The following is a 16,270-nucleotide window of genomic DNA, read 5'->3' on the forward strand; positions in this document are numbered from 1 at the left end:
AGGACCACGGCCATAGTTTCCCCGTCTAGCACTTCCCCCCTCTCTGCTTCCCGCGAAGCGGATGAACCCATCCTCGAAATCGTGGGTGGTCAGCCACTCAGCGGCCATGCCTCAGTCAGTGGAGCCAAAAACTCCGCCCTCGTGCTGTTGGCGGCTACGGTGCTGTGCTCTGGAGAATGCCGAATCCGTAACGTGCCCTTGCTGGTGGATGTGGCGCGGATGGGGCAGGTGTTGGAAGCGCTGGGGCTGAAAACCCGCTGCCTGGGCGACACATGGGAAATTGACGCACGCCACATCAACCGCGCCGAAGCTCCCTATGAGTTGGTGAGCCAACTGCGGGCTAGCTTCTTTGCCATTGGGGCCCTGTTGGCCCGGATGGGCGAGGCCCGGTTCCCCCTGCCCGGCGGCTGCGCGATCGGGGCGCGGCCCGTGGAACTCCATGTGCGGGGTCTCCAGGCCATGGGGGCCGATGTGCATATCGACAGCGGGATTGTATTCGCCAGCATTCGCGGCAAGTCGCGCCTGACGGGGGCCCGCATTTATCTGGACTATCCCAGCGTGGGAGCCACGGAAACCTTGATGATGGCGGCCACCCTCGCGGAAGGGGAAACCATCCTGGAAAACGCCGCACGGGAGCCGGAAATTATTGATTTGGCGAATTTCTGCAACGCGATGGGGGCGAAGGTTCGCGGCGCAGGAACGGACACGGTAGTGATTGAGGGCGTGGAAAAGCTCCATTCCACTGAACATTCCGTGATTCCCGATCGCATCGAAGCGGGAACGTTTTTGGTGGCGGCAGCGGCCACAGGATCAGACCTGTTGGTGGGGCCAGTGATTCCCGACCACATGAGCGCCACTTTGGCCAAGTTGGAGGCGATCGGGGTGCAAACGGCGATCGAGGGAACCAACATTCGCGTTTTCCCCGGCCATGGCCTGTTGGCCACGGATTTGGAAACCTTGCCGTTCCCCGGTTTCCCCACGGATATGCAAGCCCAATTCATGGCCCTGCTCACCCTCTGCGAAGGCAGCAGCACCATTACCGAAACGGTATTTGAAAACCGTCTGCGCCATGTGGCAGAGCTGAATCGCATGGGGGCCAACATTCGGGTCAAAGATCGGGTGGCGATCGTCAAGGGTGTGCCGTTCCTGTCCGGTGCGCCGGTCACCGCTTCGGATTTGCGGGCGGGGGCAGCCTTGGTGGTGGCGGGCTTGGCGGCCCGGGGCAAAACCACGATCCGCGGCCTGCATCACCTCGATCGGGGCTATGAAAACATTGAGAACAAACTCCGCTTGATCGGGGCCAACATCCAGCGCCTGAATGGTTTCGCAGAGGGCGCAGTGCCCGCAGCCGTGAGCTAAACTCAAGCCAGAGTCAGGGCCCCGCGGCCCATCCTCTAAATCTTCCTTTTTCCAACACCATGGCTGACGGTTCCGAGCATTCCACCTCCCCAGCGCCCCTGCGGTTGTTGGGGCTGCGTGCCAACCAATTTCGACACCCCCTCGATTTGGCAGCGACCCAATCGCTCGATCGCTGGCCGGGTTTGGATTTGCTGGTGCGTAATTTGGTGGGCCCGATCGCGGAAGAGGTGATGTATCTCGAAAACATTGCCGCCAGCCTGTTAGTGGGGCCTCACCAACTGCCCCATCTGCACCACCTGTTGCAAGAGGCAGCCCAGCGGCTAGATCTGGAAGCACCGCAGCTTTACGTGCGCCAACACCCGGTTCCCAACGCCTACACCTTTGCCATGCGAGGGCGGCGGCCCTTCGTGGTCATTCACTCGGCCCTGTTGGACTTGCTCACCCCCCTGGAAACCCAGGCGGTGATTGCCCACGAGCTGGGCCATCTCAAGTGTGAACATAGCCTCTATCTGACCCTGGCCAACCTGTTGGTGTTGGCGGCGGGACAAGTGCCCGAGTGGGGACGGTGGTTCGCCCAGGGCTTGCAAGAACGGCTGCTGGAGTGGTCTCGTTGTGCAGAATTCACCTGCGATCGAGCGGCTTTGTTGGCCGTGCAAGATCCTACGGTGGTGGCTTCGGTGTTGATGAAATTGGCGGGTGGCTCACCGAATCTTGCGCCCCTGTTGAATGTCGAAGCATTCCTGGCCCAGGCTCGGGCCTATGACGCGATCGACCAATCCCAACTGGGAGCTGCCCTCAAACGCGCTCGCACCGCAACTTTGACCCATCCTGTTCCCGTGTTACGGGCCCGTGAAATTGATCGTTGGGCCCACAGCCGAGAATATCGAGATTTGTTGCACCATTTTTCAAAAAATCCGCTATAATTGCAGAGCGCTACGGGCAAGTGGCGGAACGGTAGACGCACCGCACTCAAAATGCGGCGGAGAAATCCATGAGAGTTCGAATCTCTCCTTGCCCACTTTTGATTGATCAAATTAGAAATCAATCAGGTTGGAAGTCAATCAAACTAAATCGCTCGATTGATCAGGTGATCAGATCACCCAACTGATCAGCCGATTCGTGATTAATTAATATTGAATTAAGCTCGGGTTGAATTAACCCAGGAAGCTTCCTAAATCAACATTTCGATCCACACAGCCTTTACCTAAAATGATTGGCACGCTACATCACAGATACCATGAAGCAACGGCTCGGTGGGCAGTGCCCACCCTACGGGCTACTGTGCTTAGTAATCGAGGTAAGGGCTGTATTTTTGATCTTTAACTTCGATCTGTAACCCAGAATCTCTATCCGCTATTTCTGAAGCTGAGTCACCAAGTGGATTAGCTCCGGCAGAATCAGAGAATCTAAGGCAAGGCTAACCGCATTGCTCGATCCGGGCATCGAAAACACCAACTTTCCTTGGCAAACCCCAGCGATCGCCCGGGAAGCCATGGCCCGTGAGCCAACCTCTGCAAAGCTCAGTTGCCGGAGCAGCTCACCAAATCCGGGCAAAGTCTTGTCGAGCAACCGGGCGATCGCGTCGTAGGTTGTGTCCCGAGGCGCAATGCCCGTGCCCCCATTCAGCAACAGGGCATCAATATCCGGGTTTTGGCACAGTTGCAATACTGTTTCCGCAATCAGCGCCGGTTCATCCTTCAAAATCTGGTAGGTCACGATCGAGTGGCCCGCCCAGGTCAGGCGATCGCGAATCAGTTGCCCACTGCGATCGGTCTCAAAATTGCGCGTATCACTGACGGTGATTACCGCACAACGCACCTGAAGAGACTCGCGATCGGGATGGGGCCCCTCCAGGGACTGTGGCTGACTCATGGGCGATCACCCCCTCGGGCATGGTTCTGAGATGGTGGAATGGTCGGGCGCTGAGTGGCTAGGCGTAATTGAGTAGCTAATTGAGTAGTTGGGCGATCGCTAGCTGTCAGCTTTCGTGAAGCCCAAGCCGTTCGCTTCAGCGTAGCGATTCATAAACCGCATAAACCGTTCCCAATCGTTCTCCGAGGTCATGACGTAGTAGGCTTCAATGCCCGACGGCTGACCGTTAACAAACTTGCCTTTCACATCACGGGTCATCAACTCACCCTCTTCGTCGATCAGGTACATGCCGGTGATTTCTTGATCGGCGGATGCAGCCAACGTTTTAGGGTTATCAAAGATAAAGATGGCGCGGCCGTTGCTCCCATCACGCGATCGCGTCAAGCGGACATCAGGTACCACCTCTTCGTTAATGCCTCGGATGAATTGAATGACTGCCATATTGTTAAAACTGGTAGTTGAAGCGTGATGAACCGCCAAAAAGCGTCGTTCGATCATCGCACAAAACCTCCACCCCACCAAATGGGCAACCGCCGCCGATCGCCGTGCATCAATGCCTACAAACCCGCGCCTAACGACCCGAGCCTAGCAACCTGCGCCTAGCAACCCGCGCCTACAAACCCGCACTCCAACGAGCACAACAGGACTGGTTATGAAACCTAACCGCAACTTGCTAACGAATCAAGCTTGGATTGCTCTGAGCTGTGCCGCCGCCCTGGCCGGAGCGGGCCTGGTGGCGACTCTGGCAGAAGCAGCCACCCCAGCGAACCCGGCCAGGGCCGCAGCTCCCGCCATTCAAGGGGCGATCGAACAATCCTGGGAAGGGATGCTGGCGGTTTCCCCCCGAGGCTTGGCCCAACACCTGCGGCAAATTGGCGCAAAAATGTATGGAGCCTACTGGTGCGGCCATTGCCAAAATCAAAAGGAATTATTTGGTCAGGCGTTCAACCAAATTCGCTACATTGAGTGCGACCCCCGAGGCCGCAACCCGCAGCCGCAACTGTGCGCACAGGCGGGGATCGAGGGTTATCCTACCTGGGAAATTCGGGGGCGAAAATATCCGGGTGTCCAACCCTTGGCAACCCTGGCGCGACTGTCCAACTATCGTGGTCAGTAACTTTGCTATGGCCAGTGATTTTGCCGCGGCCAATGTTTACTACGGCCAATAATCGCCTGGTCAATGCTTGGATTTGGCCGTTCCTAGGCCAGGCCTAACTCCCGTTGGAGATGGTTCATGGATTGGCTGCCGATGTAGTTTTCGCAACAGATCACCTGCGGGGGGCGGATGATGTCTTCTCGGTGCGCGGAAACGGCGGCCTTGACCTTGGGGAAGCTGTCCCGATCGCACCCGATATAGCGCACGGTTTTGACCAATGCCCCGAGCTTGTAGGTGTCGCTGGGGAGGGTGGTCATCACCAAAATTTCTTCGCCCCGGAAGCTATGGACAATCACTTCCGAAGCCCGCAGCCAACCGGGACTGATGCTGACCAGACCGATCCGCGTACCGGCCGGGAGATTCTTCACGAATTCAATTTCTTCGGCATAGTCATAAATATCCACGGGGATGACGCGGGCCGATTTGGGGGCGGCAATTTTTTCCGCATCGCCAATGAAGTAGCGGCTGGTGACCACGGTGGCAGAAGCGGTGCGATCGAGCGCGGCTGGCAAATCTTCCATGGCCACCAATTGCACGGGAATTTGCAGCGATTGCTCAATTTCACCGGCCATAATTTCGCCCACCCCCAAGTCCTGTTGAGGGGCGGTGACAATCACGCGGGCGCTGCATCGTAACCGCCAATCCACTTCCCCCAAAAACAGTTCCCGAGCGGTGCTGAGGCTGCAACCGGCTTCGATTAGCCGATCGAGGCTTTGCTTCACCAGTTGATAGGCTTCGGGGTTTTTGTCAAAAACGGGCGATCGGAGTTGGGCCCCGCCTTCATGACCCAAGGCCCGCACGTAAATGCCAGAGCCGGGCTGGGCTTCCACTAGGCCGTTATCTTCAAGCTGGCGATAGACCTTGCTGATGGTGTTGCGATGCAAGCCCGTTTCCATGGCCAGTTGGCGGGTGCTGGGCAAACGGTGCCCCGGCGGAAACTGCCGCGAAGCGATCGCAAACCGAATTTGGTTAAACAACTGCGTGGATGCCGGAATATCACTGTCAGCTTGAATACGGAACCGAACCATAGCTAAAGCTAGAGCCGCTCGCTCAATGGGTTAATGAATAGAACAGACAACGGTAAGCGTAGGGGAGAGAGGCGCTGAAGAGGAGTGGTCACTGAAGCCCTTGACCCAGCGTGCCGACCAGGATCCTTTCAGCGAAAAAGCGGAGAACTGACCGGAGCAGGGCTGGTTTTGGGCTGATCTTGCCCCCCATCATACCCATGGAAATTCCAATCGGCCCGTTGGGTGGCACATCTTCCGCCAAGGAAGCCTGGCGCGATCGCCCGGAGAGACCCCAGCAGACCGGCGCAATTGTCCCAGAGTTGCGGCGACCGATCGGGGCATTGGGCCACAATTCAGACGTGGGGGGTTTCGCGGTTCGCGATAGGATAGGCTCTGCAAGGGGCTTATACGCTGTCTATTTCGCGTTTTTGTCTTGCGTTTTTTAACGATTTAAATGTCACGGTTTCAATGTCACGGATAGTCATGTGGGTTCGGGGTTTGGCACTGGGCAGCGCTATTGCTCGCTGGTGGGGACGACAGGGGCTAGCTCGGGCGATCGCCCTGCTGCTGTCGTTAACGATCGGGGGTTGGGCCTTGGGGGCCCTGCCAGCCCAGGCCACATTGAATGACGATAATTTTGATGGCAATATTTTTGCGCTCTATGCGGGCAACGGTTCTTTGGTGCCGCCTCGGGTGACCTTGGCCCAATCGCGGGAACGGCAGCGACCCACCCTGTTGGTGTTTTTTGTGGACGATAGCCGCGATTGCAAGCGATTTTCCTCCACAATCTCCCAATTGCAGGCGTTTTATGGCAAAGCGGCGGACTTTTTGCCCATTGTGGCCGATTCTCTGCCCCTGGAGCCAGTAGCGGATCCACTGCAACCGGCGCATTACTACCGTGGCGTTGTGCCCCAAACGGTTTTAATTGATCAATCGGGGAAAGTATTGCTCGATCGCGCCGGTCAAGTGTCCTTCGAGGAACTGGACGATCGGTTCCGAGCAGTGTTTAACCTGTTGCCGCGCTCGGAGTCCGTGGAACTGCGCCGCCGGGAAGTGAATGAGGTGAATGTGGAATTGGTTCCAGAACCGGCCAAGCCGGCCTCCAAGGCGCAATCGACCAACCGCGATCGCTAAGGAGGACTGCTATGCCGGTGAATGATGACCTCGGGTTACTCGACTTAGATTCAGCAGAGTCAGATCATCTGAATATTCTCGAAACTCCGCCCCCGAGCGAAGCCGCGCCGCTCCCCGATCCAGACGTGATGTTGCAACTGTTGCAAGATCCGGATCCGGCCCAGCGTGCGGTGGGAGCCAGGGCGTTTTGTGAGCTGCAAGACCCCAGAGCCAGCGAACGGCTGATTTTACTCATTAACGATGTTTGTCCGTTGGTGCGGATGAGCGCCGCCTATGCCTTGGGCCGCAACCCAGATCCAGAGGCGATCGACCCCTTGATTGGCCAACTCCAACGGGATTGGAATGGCTACGTGCGCAAAGGCATCGTTTGGGCCCTGGGCAATGGGCGCGATCGCCGGGCCCTGGCTCCGTTGGTGCAAACCCTGCAACGGGACATTGCGGCCGTGCGCCTGTGGGCGGCCAGTTCCCTGGGGCAAATGGGAGCCGTGGGTTATGAGGCGATCGTGGGGGCCGTGCCACCGCTGATTGTGGCCCTGCGCCAAGATCCTGTTCCGGCCGTGCGCAGTAACTGTGCTTGGGCCCTGGGGCAACTATGCCGCGACTTGCCCTCCAATGCGATCTATGCGGGAGCCGTGGATGGGTTGATTGAAGCCCTGGTGGAAGATCGCGAACTCGGCATCAAGGAAGACGCGCGATCGGCCCTCTTGAAGCTGGGAGATTCCCGCGCCCTGCAAATCATTGCGGAACTGGAGCAGGAAGGCTGGTTATAACCGAGCCGTCAAACTCCACCCCTAATCCGAACGTGAATTCGGGATAAGGGAAGCAAAGGAAAGACGGGACTGGTTAAGCTGAGGCATTAACCAAAACAACACTCAGCACAACCCCGTCATGCTTAGTCTAGAAGCTCTGTTCTGCAAAATCGATGACTTCTGATTTGTCGCCCCCAACGTGCTCACCAGCATCAGGTGTTTCAGGAGTTAGCGGCCTGGGGCAAAACCTCTATGGGTTGGTTCTTTGGTCTCAAGCTGCATCTGGTGGTCAATGACCAAGGTGAACTGCTCAACTGCTGCTTAACTTCTGGCAATACCGATGGCCGCAAACCGGTACGCAACTTACTGTAAAGACTGTTGGGGCAAAGTGTTTGCTGACTGAAACTATGTCTCAAAAGCGTTAGCTCATCAGTTGTGGCAGGACTATGGCTTGCAATTTCTGGTCAAGCCTCGCCGCAACATGAAGAATTCCTTGATGCGGCATCCCGCGTAGTTTGTTTCAATCCTCATTTGGAGCTGCCAAGTCGGCTTTAGGTTCTCTTTATGAATTAGCTCTAAACAACATCTGCAACAACATTTGCTGTTTAGGTGGGCTGGCGATCGCTGTTGCTGGCATAAACCGGACAACAACCATCGGGAGCCACACGCCGATCGGCCAGGGGAGAGGCGGGATTGCGGCAATGTTGCCCCCGATAAAATTGGCAAGTTTGGCAACAGATCAAGTCCGGTGTGTCGGGCCAGGCGGTGTTGCGATCGAGCACTTCCCGAGGGGACATGCCTCGCAACACCAAATCCGATCCCTGCCAGCGCACTTCCACCAGCCCCGTTTCCGCAAAGGCTTTCCAGCGGGGACTATGGACGATCGCATCAGGCAGATGCACCGTGGCGGCTCCCTCTCCGGTGCTAATTTCCCCTTCATATCGCTCGATCGGGGCGGCCGGTTGGGCAAAGCTTTCCCCGATCGGCAACTCCAAAGCAGCACCCGCACTGGGGCAATGGATTTGGTAGCGGCTGTTGAGTTCATCCAGGGCCGCCAAACCCGACAAATGATCAATGCCCCCATGGACAAACACTACATGCTGAGGGCGCATGTTGTGGATCAGTTGCAGCGTGCCCAAGCCGTCCGAATGTTCCGACAGTTCATAGGTGCTGTAAAGAATTCGATCGCCCTCATGGGGGCTGCGGAGAGGCTCGGCTTCCAACCGGCCACCCGCGGCCGCCTGCACAGACACCAACCAACGCCCCGTCTGACAGAAGCGATCGCACAGTTGGGCCACAGGCAAATCATCATCCACCAACAGCAGGCAGGGGCCTTCCAGGGCCAAATCGGGCCCGTTTTGATCGCTCGACAGCCGCCGCACCAGCGGCCGCACCCGATCATCCCAAAACAGGTTTTGATGGCGGGCAAAATTCTGCACCGACTCCGGCAATCGATCGAGAATTGCTAAATAGGCATCACAGCCGGCCGCCACCTGGCGATCGACCCAAATGGTGAACTCGCGCCCCGTGAAGTAGTGGTGGCTGCGCAACAGCATCAATAGTTCTTGGCCCAGACCCAACAGCGGCACGGGCAACAGCACCGATCGCCCCTGGGCCAGGGCTTGGCTGACCTGATCCGCGAGGTCATTTTCCTGGCGGCGACGACGCGATCGGCGGGCCACCCCGTAGGATCCCTCCACGATCAGCACATCCGGTGCAAGGCCGCGCACCTCCGTGAGGGGCATTCCTTCCACCAACCGGCCATTAGACAGGAAAAAATCCCCGCTGTAAGCCACGCAATATTCGCGCGATCGATTGCTACGGGATTCGGTTCGGGACTGGTATCGCAACAGAGTGAGGGCCGCTCCCGGCAAATGACCAGCAGGCAACAGCTCCACCGTCAAATCATCAGCCAAGGCCACGGGCGATCGCCAAGGAAGGGCCTGGCAAAACAGCGGAATCGACTCCAGAGGGCGATCGAGCCAATTGGTGGGCAACAGTTGGGCCGTTTCACCGCTGGCAAAAATCGGCAAATGGGGAAACTGCTCATGGAGCTTCAGCAACCCGCGTGCATGGTCGCGGTGGGCATGGCTGCAAACCACCCAATCGGCCGGCATTCGGCCCCAACCCACCATGCCCGATCGCGGTCGGATGGGGTTTGGATGATCCCACGCTTCACCCAGGAGGGGCGACAGGCTCCGCAAGCCACAGTCCAACATGACGCGATGGGTTCCCAATCGCACCACCAGACACATCCCTTCGCCCCCATGGCCCACGGCATAGGGCAAGCACTCTAGCTCGGTCACAGGTTTGGGTTCCTTGATCGATCGGCCGCCACTGGGCCGATCGCCCTTCGTTAGTGAGCCGAACCGTTGCCGTGATAGTTATCCGTGTCGTAAAACCCGTTGCGCGTGCCAAAAAACAGGCAAGCCACCGTAAACAAACCGGTCAACACCGCCAAAATCAATTTCACATCCATGGGACGCAACCACTCACACCAGCTAAAGGAAGTAGGGGGAGAAGCTTGGGGAAATGTTAAATTCCCAAGTTTTCCCAAATTTCATTGATGCCCCGGGCCGAAACCAAGGATCCGGCGGCGGGTTTGAGGCTTCGAGCCTTTCTTCTACCGTATCGAGCGGCTCCCGGGCTGTCAAATCGGGATGCAGCCAACGGCCCTGAGCAGATTGGGGCCAGGACAGATCAGACCCAACTGAGACCCAACTCAGGCCCGATCAGTTGGCATCAAATTCCAAAAAATTTCAAAAGTTAATTCTAAAATCCAATTCAAAAGCCCAATTCAAATCGGAATTTCCTCGATCGCGTCCCACAGGCGATCGAGCGGTTCCGCCAACGTCCAAGGCAAAGCCGCCACGGCCGATTCCGCCACCGAGGGCGATCGGCCGCAACGGCTGGCAAAGGAACACGATCGACAGGCGGGGCTGTGGGCCGGCAATTGTGGCAGCGCCTGCCCCCCGTGATAGGCAGCGATCGCCTGATCAATCGCTTGGCCCATCTCCAGCAATTGTGCTTGGGTTGATTGGTGCCAATCGGCGCTGTATGCAAACGTTTCGCAAGCCAACTCCGGCCCGTTGGCGGCGGTCGAAGCGGCCGGCGATCGGACAAACCAATAGCTCATGGCCAGGCGATCGGGCGGTAAATGGCTCGTTTCCGCCAACACAAAAAGATACAAACGAGTTTGCCAATCCTCTTGCAGTCGATCGCGCGACAGGGGTTGGGCGTGAGTTTTCCAATCAAAAATCTGCGCTTCCGTGGGCCGGGTTGCCAATAGGTCATACACCACAGTGAGTAGGCGATCGCCCATCACCCAAGTGCGGCGATGTTCCGCATCCAGTTCCCAATCGCTGGCTCCCGATTGATCCCACCACTGGCGCAGGCTATCCCAAGTGCGATCGACCGCTTGATGGAGCGCTTGGGCTTCCGCATCCTCTTCTGCCTGCAAAACCAAGGACATCTTGGCCGCCGATTCAGCCCCCAATTCAGTGAGTTTGCAGTCCGTTCCACGGCTCTGAATGGATTGTTGCATCAGCCAATGGAATCGACTTCCCCAAACCATTCGTTCCTGTTGGTGGGGATTGGCCGGCAACAGTAAACAATCCAAATAGAGATGTTGAAACTGTCGCGGACAGGTCATCCAAGCATTCAAAACCCCTTGGGACAAATGCTGCATCATGCAAAACAATGTGGCTATCCAAAGCCATTAAAAATCAAGTTCTTGAAATAGTTCAGCGATCGGGAGGCTGAAATCTGGAATGATCGCTTCACCATCGAGGCGATCGGCTGTTTTAAGAAGGCGATCGGGTTCTTGGGGCGATCGATAAACCAAAATATAGCGCTGCTGTGGATTAATCACCCACATTAAGCTTGTACCGTTAGCAAAATATTCCGTGATTTTCCCGTCAATTTCTTCGACGGTGTTTCCTGGCGATAATACCTCAACGGCTAAGTCGGGTGCGACTTCGAGAAAACCGGTGGGTAGGGTGGTGAGTCCTTGAAGTTGGTTTTTGGCAAAAAAGGCTAAATCGGGCGATCGTCTGTTGCCATTTTGCATCTTGAAGCCAGTGCTGGGGTCAAAGAGCAATCCCAGTTTTTGGCTCCGAATATAACTCCCCAATAAAATCATCAGGGTGCTACAAATGTGGCCATGTAAGAGCTGATTTATAAAGACAATATTAATCAGCCATCCCCGCTAATCGTTTCACCATCAAATGCATTAAGCAGCCATAGATCATCCCTTCACTCGTCTCCGAATACAACTCATAGTCCTTGCTCAATCGCCGAAATCGGTTTAGCCAGCCAAACGTCCGCTCGACAATCCACCGCTTGGGCAACCTCTCAAACCCTTTACCGATTCGGCTGATCACCTCCACTCGCACACTCTCGCCACACACACGCTTCACAGCATCCGCAAACTTTTTCCCGGAATACCCCTGATCAACCCAAATAACCTCTAGCCGAGATAGCTTCTCTCAGAAGTGTTGAATGACAGATTCAGGTACTCATCATTTGCCGGTCAGCCAAGTATTTGGCTTGATGATCTGTATGTGGATGACAAGATGAGAAGTCAGGGTGCAGGAGCAGCATTAATGGTTCAATTAGCTCAAATTGCTAAGGAAAATGACTGTACCCATCTTGCTTGGAATGCTGATGCCCGGAATACCCGTGGGCTTCATTTTTATAATCGGCTAGGCGCAGAAATTGTAGATCAGCATGGTAATCGATGTTTTTGAGATGGGTTCCGTGGGCAACTGCATAACAAGTCGATGAAGCGGACACTTGAGAGATTTTGGTAGAGTTGCGCAAGTTATCTGCTGCCGCTTATCTTGGTCGTTAGGCGGCATTACGCGCATCACACTTTCAACACCATGAGTTCATCGCAGGTCATATTTGTTCTGGTGCATGGGGGACATGCGGGATCGTGGGTATGGGATGAGGTCAGGCCGCACCTGCGTCGGCCTGCGTTGGCGGTTGATTTGCCTGGGCACGGGGAGCGACCTGGTGACTTGTGCTCATTGAGTTTTGCTGAGTGTGTCCGCAGCATCCGGGCAGAGTTGCCGGAGCAACCGAGGCTTATTCTCGTCGGGCATTCGTTGGGCGCGGCGGTGGTACTGGCGCTGGCGGAGAGTTTGGCAGAGCGAGTGGCTGGCCTCGTGATCATCGCCGGGCCGGTGCCACAACCGGGTGTTTCGATTACTGGTTCGTTTCCGTTCCTGATGCGCGTGGCCAGCCGCGTTGTTTTGTGGCGCAGCGGTCCGGTATTTACCCAGTCACCACGGATGGCGGAGCGGACGATGCTCAACGGTCTGGATGCGCGGCGGGTGCAGGCGGCGTGCACCCGGTTCACGGCGGAGTCGAGGTCACTGGTGCTTGAGCCGCTGCGTTGGAACGGACGGCCTCCGGCACCTTGCACTTATATCCAGTGCCTGCGTGACCGGGGAGCATTATCTCCGCAGTTTCAGGAACGCATGGCGGCCAATCTGGGCGCGGATGTCCGAGTCGTATCGCTGGACACCTGCCACTATCCGATGCTGGAGCGGCCGGAGCAGGTGGCGACCACACTAAATGAGGTAGCCGATGAGGTCATCACCCATGCCGCCTAACCATGCGCTGCAGCGACCCCGGCCATCGCGCTCCGGTTGCAATCGTGGCGTCCCGCGAGCCGGGTCGCTGAGCTTGGGTCGTTAGGTGTCATTCGCACGTCTCTATGAATTCCAAGCACCAACAGTTGGTTGAGGTTCTCCGAGAGGCGCGCCAGTTCCTTTCGCGGCCCGACAATAACTTTGATTGGTCTTCATGGAAGGATGCACCGGCAGCACTTCGAGAGATTGACAGCATTGTTGCTCGCATTGAGTCTGGTGACATACCCAAGCGTTCCGACATTGAGCTTTTGTTTCTTCCCACCGGCCCAATCCAGGAGGTCAGTGTGAGCAGTGGTTGGGGGCAGGAGTTCTGCGAGGTTGCCAGCCGTTTCGACACCGCGATTGCGAGAGCCTACGGTGAAGACGTTTTCGCGTAGTTAGGGCGATTCTTACCGGAGAGTTGGAGGCCGAAGTGAGGAAGTTACAAACCATGACACCTAGTTTGCAATCGTTACGCCCCGTGCGCCGGGTCGCTGAGCCTGGGTCGTTATCTTGCTATGGATGATGCACAGCGTTCGATCGCCCCTTTGGTGGTGATGCGTTGTTGATCGTGACCGGTGGCGCGAGTGCCATGCGGGAGCCGATCGTCTGATGAGCCTCAACGGTCTGGCGGCTGAGAACCTGGCGAAACGGGCGATCGCGCCATTGGGCTGGGGCTGTGGCGTTTTCAGGGCGATCGGTAAGGTTATAGACGTGTCTGGCAGACCCCTTGTCAGTCGTCAAGGTTAATAGCTCGAAGATGGAAGGTTGTTAGCATATCTGTAGCACTGGGAATGAGGCAGAAAATTGGATTACACCGTTAGTGACCGACAGCAGTATGAACCAATTCTGAGAGATTTTGTTGGGAAAACTTGCTCCCACTCGATCGCTTGTAATTCAATCAAAATCAGGTTTGAAGAAAAAGGCCAGTTAAAGAGGCAAGGTTACATTTGGATTGACCCACCTTGGTCATTCATGCAGCATGGAGAACTGATTACAGATGCCTCCTTCTGCCCACATCATGAAGATATTGATTACAATCCAAGATTCAAAGAATGGTGCAATCTATTTCATCCGTTAAATCAAAGCGTATTCACAGGATATGAATTTTTGGAAGATAGCAGTCTCAACTTGTTTTTTCATGATTCTTACCAGATTCATATTCCAAAGTATGAGGACTATCCAGATGATGAGGATTTAGAACTGTGGTACGTACAATGGTACGCAAACCCATTTCAAGAAGAGGAAACTAGTTGATAAGTACCAGCAGTGGAACAAACCTGTTAGAGCAAACTGAAAAAGTTGATCCGGTATCACAGCAGCGAAAAAACCGACAGAATGGGCGATCTCGATTGAGCACCAAAACCGAAATTTTGATTCATGAAATCTGACTTTCACGCGAATTTTCGGTGCAATGTCGAATGATTTTGGCGGGGACACCGCCCACAATGTAACCATCGGGCACATCTTTGGTGACCACTGCACCGGAAGCAACCACCACGTTGTCACCGATCGCTACGCCGGGGTTGATAATCGCGCCACCACCAATCCAAACGTTATTGCCGATCGAGATCGGCTTGCCAAATTCCTGACCCGATCGCCGCAAATCTGGGTCGATCGGGTGGGTTGCCGTTAAAATGCTGACCCGAGGGCCAATTAGGCAATAATCGCCAATTCGCACTTCACAAACATCCAGAATGATGAGATCAAAATTGGCATAGAAATGATTGCCCAAATGGATGTTATAGCCGTAGTCACATTTAAAATTCGGTTCAATATAAATTTCCGGTGGCGCTGTGCCTAAAAGATCGCGCAAAATGCTGAACCTTAGGTTGGGTTCTTCCTCGGTGGTGGCATTATAGCGACGGCAAAGTTGGCGGGCCCGGGCCCGTTCTTGGATGAGTTGGGAATCGGAGGCTAGGTATAGTTGCCCTGCGATCATTTTGCTTTTTTCGCTATGTTCTTCGGCAAAATTAGCCATCATCAGCCTCCCAGAATCGACCTTCATCAAAATCAAAATCCCAGGAGCGATTCACGAGTCATTGATCATCTCCTGGGGTTCTATACAATCTGTACAGTGGTGGGATTAATCAAAACAAGCCGATCGGCTCGCTCTGAAATGTCTTTTGATTCGATCGAGTTTTGCCCATTTCAGTGTTGAATCGATCGAGAAACCTGGGCTTAATCGGTGTACGTATAGGTTTCCCCACCGCAAATTGTGCCTGAACTGACCGAATCTGAGCCATCAGCAAAGCGAGCCATGAAGTCATAGGTACAATCTTCACGGCCATCATCAATAGTGATGTCAACGGACTCGCCAGGGTTCAATACATCAACCCCCAAAATGTCCTCTTCCCAAGAACTGGTGCTGGGGGGCGAAGCATAGAAATGCGTCATGGTTGAGCTAGTGCCATTCACCAACGTGAAAGTTACTGACTCTGTGTCCGCTTTGGCCATGGCTGCCGACAGGGCCACCATCGGCACTGCAATAGTGGCCGCCAAGACCGATTTCAAGGTCGATCGCATTGTCCATTGAGTCATATAAAATCTCTCAAGTTCTCAGAGGTGATGTGGAGAAATGGTCAAAAACCGAGGTTAAAAAACATTGGCTAGAAAACATTTCTCAGCCAACGATTTTAGTCTTGAATCGCAGCCAGCAGCAATTCCTCGATCGGGCGATCGCCAAAGGTACTGGCAGGGAACGTATCAACCACATCGAATTTGGCTCCCAACCCCATTAATTCATCATCCAAAAACTTTAAGAAGTTGGTTGCGCTCGGATCGTTCCCCACTTGCACAAAGCTAATGCCTAATTGTTCATCAACGGACATCTTTTTGGTGGCCGCGACGATCGCTTGGGCTGCGGCGGCTTTGTCATCGGGCTGACCATCGGTAATCACCAGCAGGGTTAAGGGGACTTCCGCTTGCCATTTCTTTAGCAAAACTTCATTCAAAAGCCCTGCTAAGTTGGTGGAACCAAAGGGTTCATTTTGGCTAAAAATTTCGGCCACCGTCACCGCCGTTGCATTGCCAAATTCACGAATTTTGCTGGCAAAGGTGTAGACCTCAATTCCATCTGGATCTAGTTTTTCCACCGCTTGGGCCAGCCCAAAAGCCGCTTCCGCAACGGCGGCCCAGCGGGTTTGCCCATTGGGAAGGGTCATGCCCATGGAGCTGGAAGCGTCAATCGCCAAAATGTAATCACGCTTGAGGCTAATCATGTCTCAATTTGATAGAAAAAAGGTGGTTAAACGATCAGAGCATCTAGAGAATTGATGCAACTAATACCCATGGTTTTCAGGAAATTGGTCGCTGAATCATGACCCATTCGCTGATCGTTTTCACTGATCGTTGATG

The 16,270-nt window shown here is 55.1% G+C and carries 19 protein-coding genes, 1 tRNA gene and 3 pseudogenes; 11 read left to right on the forward strand and 12 right to left on the reverse strand.

What is annotated here, in order from left to right:
- Positions 1–12 precede the first annotated feature (12 nt).
- From murA to ACZA91_RS15785, 3 genes are all read left to right on the forward strand, one after another.
- A complete protein-coding gene (gene murA, locus ACZA91_RS15775) occupies positions 13–1,359 on the forward strand; it encodes a UDP-N-acetylglucosamine 1-carboxyvinyltransferase (RefSeq protein ID WP_463186456.1) in 1,347 nt (448 codons plus the stop codon).
- A 59-nt stretch (positions 1,360–1,418) separates the two neighbouring features.
- Positions 1,419–2,282, forward strand: a complete 864-nt coding sequence (locus ACZA91_RS15780) for a M48 family metallopeptidase (protein WP_463183306.1) — start codon at positions 1,419–1,421, stop codon at positions 2,280–2,282.
- Positions 2,283–2,296: 14 nt separating this feature from the next.
- Positions 2,297–2,377 (forward strand) — tRNA-Leu (locus tag ACZA91_RS15785).
- A 335-nt stretch (positions 2,378–2,712) separates the two neighbouring features.
- On the opposite strand, the gene ACZA91_RS15790 is transcribed toward ACZA91_RS15785, so the two are convergent.
- Together ACZA91_RS15790 and psb28 are read right to left on the reverse strand one after the other, a co-directional pair.
- Positions 2,713–3,231: a MogA/MoaB family molybdenum cofactor biosynthesis protein gene (locus ACZA91_RS15790; RefSeq protein WP_190354756.1), complete on the reverse strand. Its 519-nt coding sequence runs from the start codon at positions 3,229–3,231 to the stop codon at positions 2,713–2,715.
- A gap of 99 nt (positions 3,232–3,330) precedes the next feature.
- Positions 3,331–3,672 (reverse strand): photosystem II reaction center protein Psb28, encoded by a 342-nt coding sequence (gene psb28 / locus ACZA91_RS15795; RefSeq protein WP_099532117.1) that lies wholly within the window; start codon positions 3,670–3,672, stop codon positions 3,331–3,333.
- A 211-nt stretch (positions 3,673–3,883) separates the two neighbouring features.
- Between psb28 and ACZA91_RS15800 the strand changes: the two genes are divergently transcribed.
- On the forward strand, positions 3,884–4,348 hold the full coding sequence (locus ACZA91_RS15800) for a thioredoxin domain-containing protein (RefSeq protein ID WP_190530975.1): 465 nt from the start codon (positions 3,884–3,886) through the stop codon (positions 4,346–4,348).
- An 83-nt stretch (positions 4,349–4,431) separates the two neighbouring features.
- Here the strand turns inward: ACZA91_RS15800 and ACZA91_RS15805 are convergent, their stop codons facing one another.
- Complete coding sequence (locus ACZA91_RS15805) at positions 4,432–5,415, reverse strand: GntR family transcriptional regulator (RefSeq protein WP_099532097.1); 984 nt, start codon at positions 5,413–5,415, stop codon at positions 4,432–4,434.
- A 462-nt stretch (positions 5,416–5,877) separates the two neighbouring features.
- Between ACZA91_RS15805 and ACZA91_RS15810 the strand changes: the two genes are divergently transcribed.
- The 3 genes and pseudogenes from ACZA91_RS15810 to ACZA91_RS15820 form a co-directional block, all read left to right on the forward strand.
- On the forward strand, positions 5,878–6,528 hold the full coding sequence (locus ACZA91_RS15810) for a thylakoid membrane photosystem I accumulation factor (protein ID WP_190528874.1): 651 nt from the start codon (positions 5,878–5,880) through the stop codon (positions 6,526–6,528).
- A gap of 11 nt (positions 6,529–6,539) precedes the next feature.
- A complete protein-coding gene (locus ACZA91_RS15815) occupies positions 6,540–7,298 on the forward strand; it encodes a HEAT repeat domain-containing protein (protein WP_190354753.1) in 759 nt (252 codons plus the stop codon).
- Positions 7,299–7,484: 186 nt separating this feature from the next.
- A pseudogene (locus tag ACZA91_RS15820) lies at positions 7,485–7,776 on the forward strand (transposase); the annotation flags it as partial.
- 106 nt (positions 7,777–7,882) lie between these two features.
- On the opposite strand, the gene ACZA91_RS15825 reads toward ACZA91_RS15820, so the two are convergent.
- From ACZA91_RS15825 to ACZA91_RS15845, 5 genes and pseudogenes are all read right to left on the reverse strand, one after another.
- Positions 7,883–9,583: an MBL fold metallo-hydrolase gene (locus ACZA91_RS15825; protein ID WP_463183310.1), complete on the reverse strand. Its 1,701-nt coding sequence runs from the start codon at positions 9,581–9,583 to the stop codon at positions 7,883–7,885.
- 50 nt (positions 9,584–9,633) lie between these two features.
- On the reverse strand, positions 9,634–9,756 hold the full coding sequence (locus tag ACZA91_RS15830; RefSeq protein WP_099533167.1) for a hypothetical protein: 123 nt from the start codon (positions 9,754–9,756) through the stop codon (positions 9,634–9,636).
- Positions 9,757–10,074: 318 nt separating this feature from the next.
- Entirely contained in the window at positions 10,075–10,968 is an 894-nt protein-coding gene (locus ACZA91_RS15835) for a PD-(D/E)XK nuclease family protein (protein ID WP_463183312.1), read from the reverse strand.
- A gap of 27 nt (positions 10,969–10,995) precedes the next feature.
- On the reverse strand, positions 10,996–11,475 hold the full coding sequence (locus ACZA91_RS15840; protein WP_255512338.1) for a Uma2 family endonuclease: 480 nt from the start codon (positions 11,473–11,475) through the stop codon (positions 10,996–10,998).
- Positions 11,468–11,764: pseudogene (locus ACZA91_RS15845) on the reverse strand (transposase); the annotation flags it as partial. The gene ACZA91_RS15840 and the pseudogene ACZA91_RS15845, both read right to left, overlap by 8 nt.
- 21 nt (positions 11,765–11,785) lie before the next feature.
- Here ACZA91_RS15845 and ACZA91_RS15850 point away from each other — a divergent pair.
- The 3 genes and pseudogenes from ACZA91_RS15850 to ACZA91_RS15860 form a co-directional block, all read left to right on the forward strand.
- A pseudogene (locus ACZA91_RS15850) lies at positions 11,786–12,051 on the forward strand (GNAT family N-acetyltransferase); the annotation flags it as partial.
- Positions 12,052–12,160: 109 nt separating this feature from the next.
- Complete coding sequence (locus tag ACZA91_RS15855; protein WP_190530970.1) at positions 12,161–12,895, forward strand: alpha/beta fold hydrolase; 735 nt, start codon at positions 12,161–12,163, stop codon at positions 12,893–12,895.
- Positions 12,896–12,999: 104 nt separating this feature from the next.
- Positions 13,000–13,311 (forward strand): hypothetical protein, encoded by a 312-nt coding sequence (locus ACZA91_RS15860; protein ID WP_463183314.1) that lies wholly within the window; start codon positions 13,000–13,002, stop codon positions 13,309–13,311.
- 118 nt (positions 13,312–13,429) lie between these two features.
- On the opposite strand, the gene ACZA91_RS15865 is transcribed toward ACZA91_RS15860, so the two are convergent.
- Positions 13,430–13,657 carry a hypothetical protein gene (locus tag ACZA91_RS15865; RefSeq protein ID WP_463183315.1) on the reverse strand — a complete coding sequence of 76 codons (228 nt, stop codon included), beginning with the start codon at positions 13,655–13,657 and terminating at the stop codon, positions 13,430–13,432.
- A 63-nt stretch (positions 13,658–13,720) separates the two neighbouring features.
- Between ACZA91_RS15865 and ACZA91_RS15870 the strand changes: the two genes are divergently transcribed.
- On the forward strand, positions 13,721–14,170 hold the full coding sequence (locus tag ACZA91_RS15870; RefSeq protein ID WP_463183318.1) for a hypothetical protein: 450 nt from the start codon (positions 13,721–13,723) through the stop codon (positions 14,168–14,170).
- Between the two features lie 121 nt (positions 14,171–14,291).
- Here the strand turns inward: ACZA91_RS15870 and ACZA91_RS15875 are convergent, their stop codons facing one another.
- The 3 genes from ACZA91_RS15875 to ACZA91_RS15885 all read right to left on the reverse strand — a co-directional run bounded on the left by ACZA91_RS15875 (position 14,292) and on the right by ACZA91_RS15885 (position 16,134).
- A complete protein-coding gene (locus tag ACZA91_RS15875) occupies positions 14,292–14,897 on the reverse strand; it encodes a sugar O-acetyltransferase (RefSeq protein ID WP_463183320.1) in 606 nt (201 codons plus the stop codon).
- A gap of 197 nt (positions 14,898–15,094) precedes the next feature.
- The gene (locus ACZA91_RS15880) at positions 15,095–15,454 is read right to left on the reverse strand and encodes a hypothetical protein (RefSeq protein WP_463183322.1); all 360 of its coding nucleotides are present in this window, start codon (positions 15,452–15,454) and stop codon (positions 15,095–15,097) included.
- A 95-nt stretch (positions 15,455–15,549) separates the two neighbouring features.
- A complete protein-coding gene (locus ACZA91_RS15885; RefSeq protein ID WP_463183324.1) occupies positions 15,550–16,134 on the reverse strand; it encodes a vWA domain-containing protein in 585 nt (194 codons plus the stop codon).
- Positions 16,135–16,270: the final 136 nt, after the last annotated feature.

This window comes from Limnothrix sp. CMB-01 (assembly GCF_055193175.1).

Bases quoted from the DNA above. Each gene is read 5' to 3' on its own strand.
- ACZA91_RS15800 (WP_190530975.1), top strand. From the start codon at position 3,884: ATGAAACCTAACCGCAACTTGCTAACGAATCAAGCTTGGATTGCTCTG.
- ACZA91_RS15880 (WP_463183322.1), bottom strand. From the start codon at position 15,454: ATGACTCAATGGACAATGCGATCGACCTTGAAATCGGTCTTGGCGGCC.
- ACZA91_RS15860 (WP_463183314.1), top strand. From the start codon at position 13,000: ATGAATTCCAAGCACCAACAGTTGGTTGAGGTTCTCCGAGAGGCGCGC.
- psb28 (WP_099532117.1), bottom strand. From the start codon at position 3,672: ATGGCAGTCATTCAATTCATCCGAGGCATTAACGAAGAGGTGGTACCT.
- ACZA91_RS15805 (WP_099532097.1), bottom strand. From the start codon at position 5,415: ATGGTTCGGTTCCGTATTCAAGCTGACAGTGATATTCCGGCATCCACG.
- ACZA91_RS15855 (WP_190530970.1), top strand. From the start codon at position 12,161: ATGAGTTCATCGCAGGTCATATTTGTTCTGGTGCATGGGGGACATGCG.
- ACZA91_RS15790 (WP_190354756.1), bottom strand. From the start codon at position 3,231: ATGAGTCAGCCACAGTCCCTGGAGGGGCCCCATCCCGATCGCGAGTCT.
- ACZA91_RS15810 (WP_190528874.1), top strand. From the start codon at position 5,878: ATGTGGGTTCGGGGTTTGGCACTGGGCAGCGCTATTGCTCGCTGGTGG.
- ACZA91_RS15875 (WP_463183320.1), bottom strand. From the start codon at position 14,897: ATGATGGCTAATTTTGCCGAAGAACATAGCGAAAAAAGCAAAATGATC.
- ACZA91_RS15815 (WP_190354753.1), top strand. From the start codon at position 6,540: ATGCCGGTGAATGATGACCTCGGGTTACTCGACTTAGATTCAGCAGAG.
- ACZA91_RS15835 (WP_463183312.1), bottom strand. From the start codon at position 10,968: ATGATGCAGCATTTGTCCCAAGGGGTTTTGAATGCTTGGATGACCTGT.
- ACZA91_RS15885 (WP_463183324.1), bottom strand. From the start codon at position 16,134: ATGATTAGCCTCAAGCGTGATTACATTTTGGCGATTGACGCTTCCAGC.
- ACZA91_RS15780 (WP_463183306.1), top strand. From the start codon at position 1,419: ATGGCTGACGGTTCCGAGCATTCCACCTCCCCAGCGCCCCTGCGGTTG.
- ACZA91_RS15830 (WP_099533167.1), bottom strand. From the start codon at position 9,756: ATGGATGTGAAATTGATTTTGGCGGTGTTGACCGGTTTGTTTACGGTG.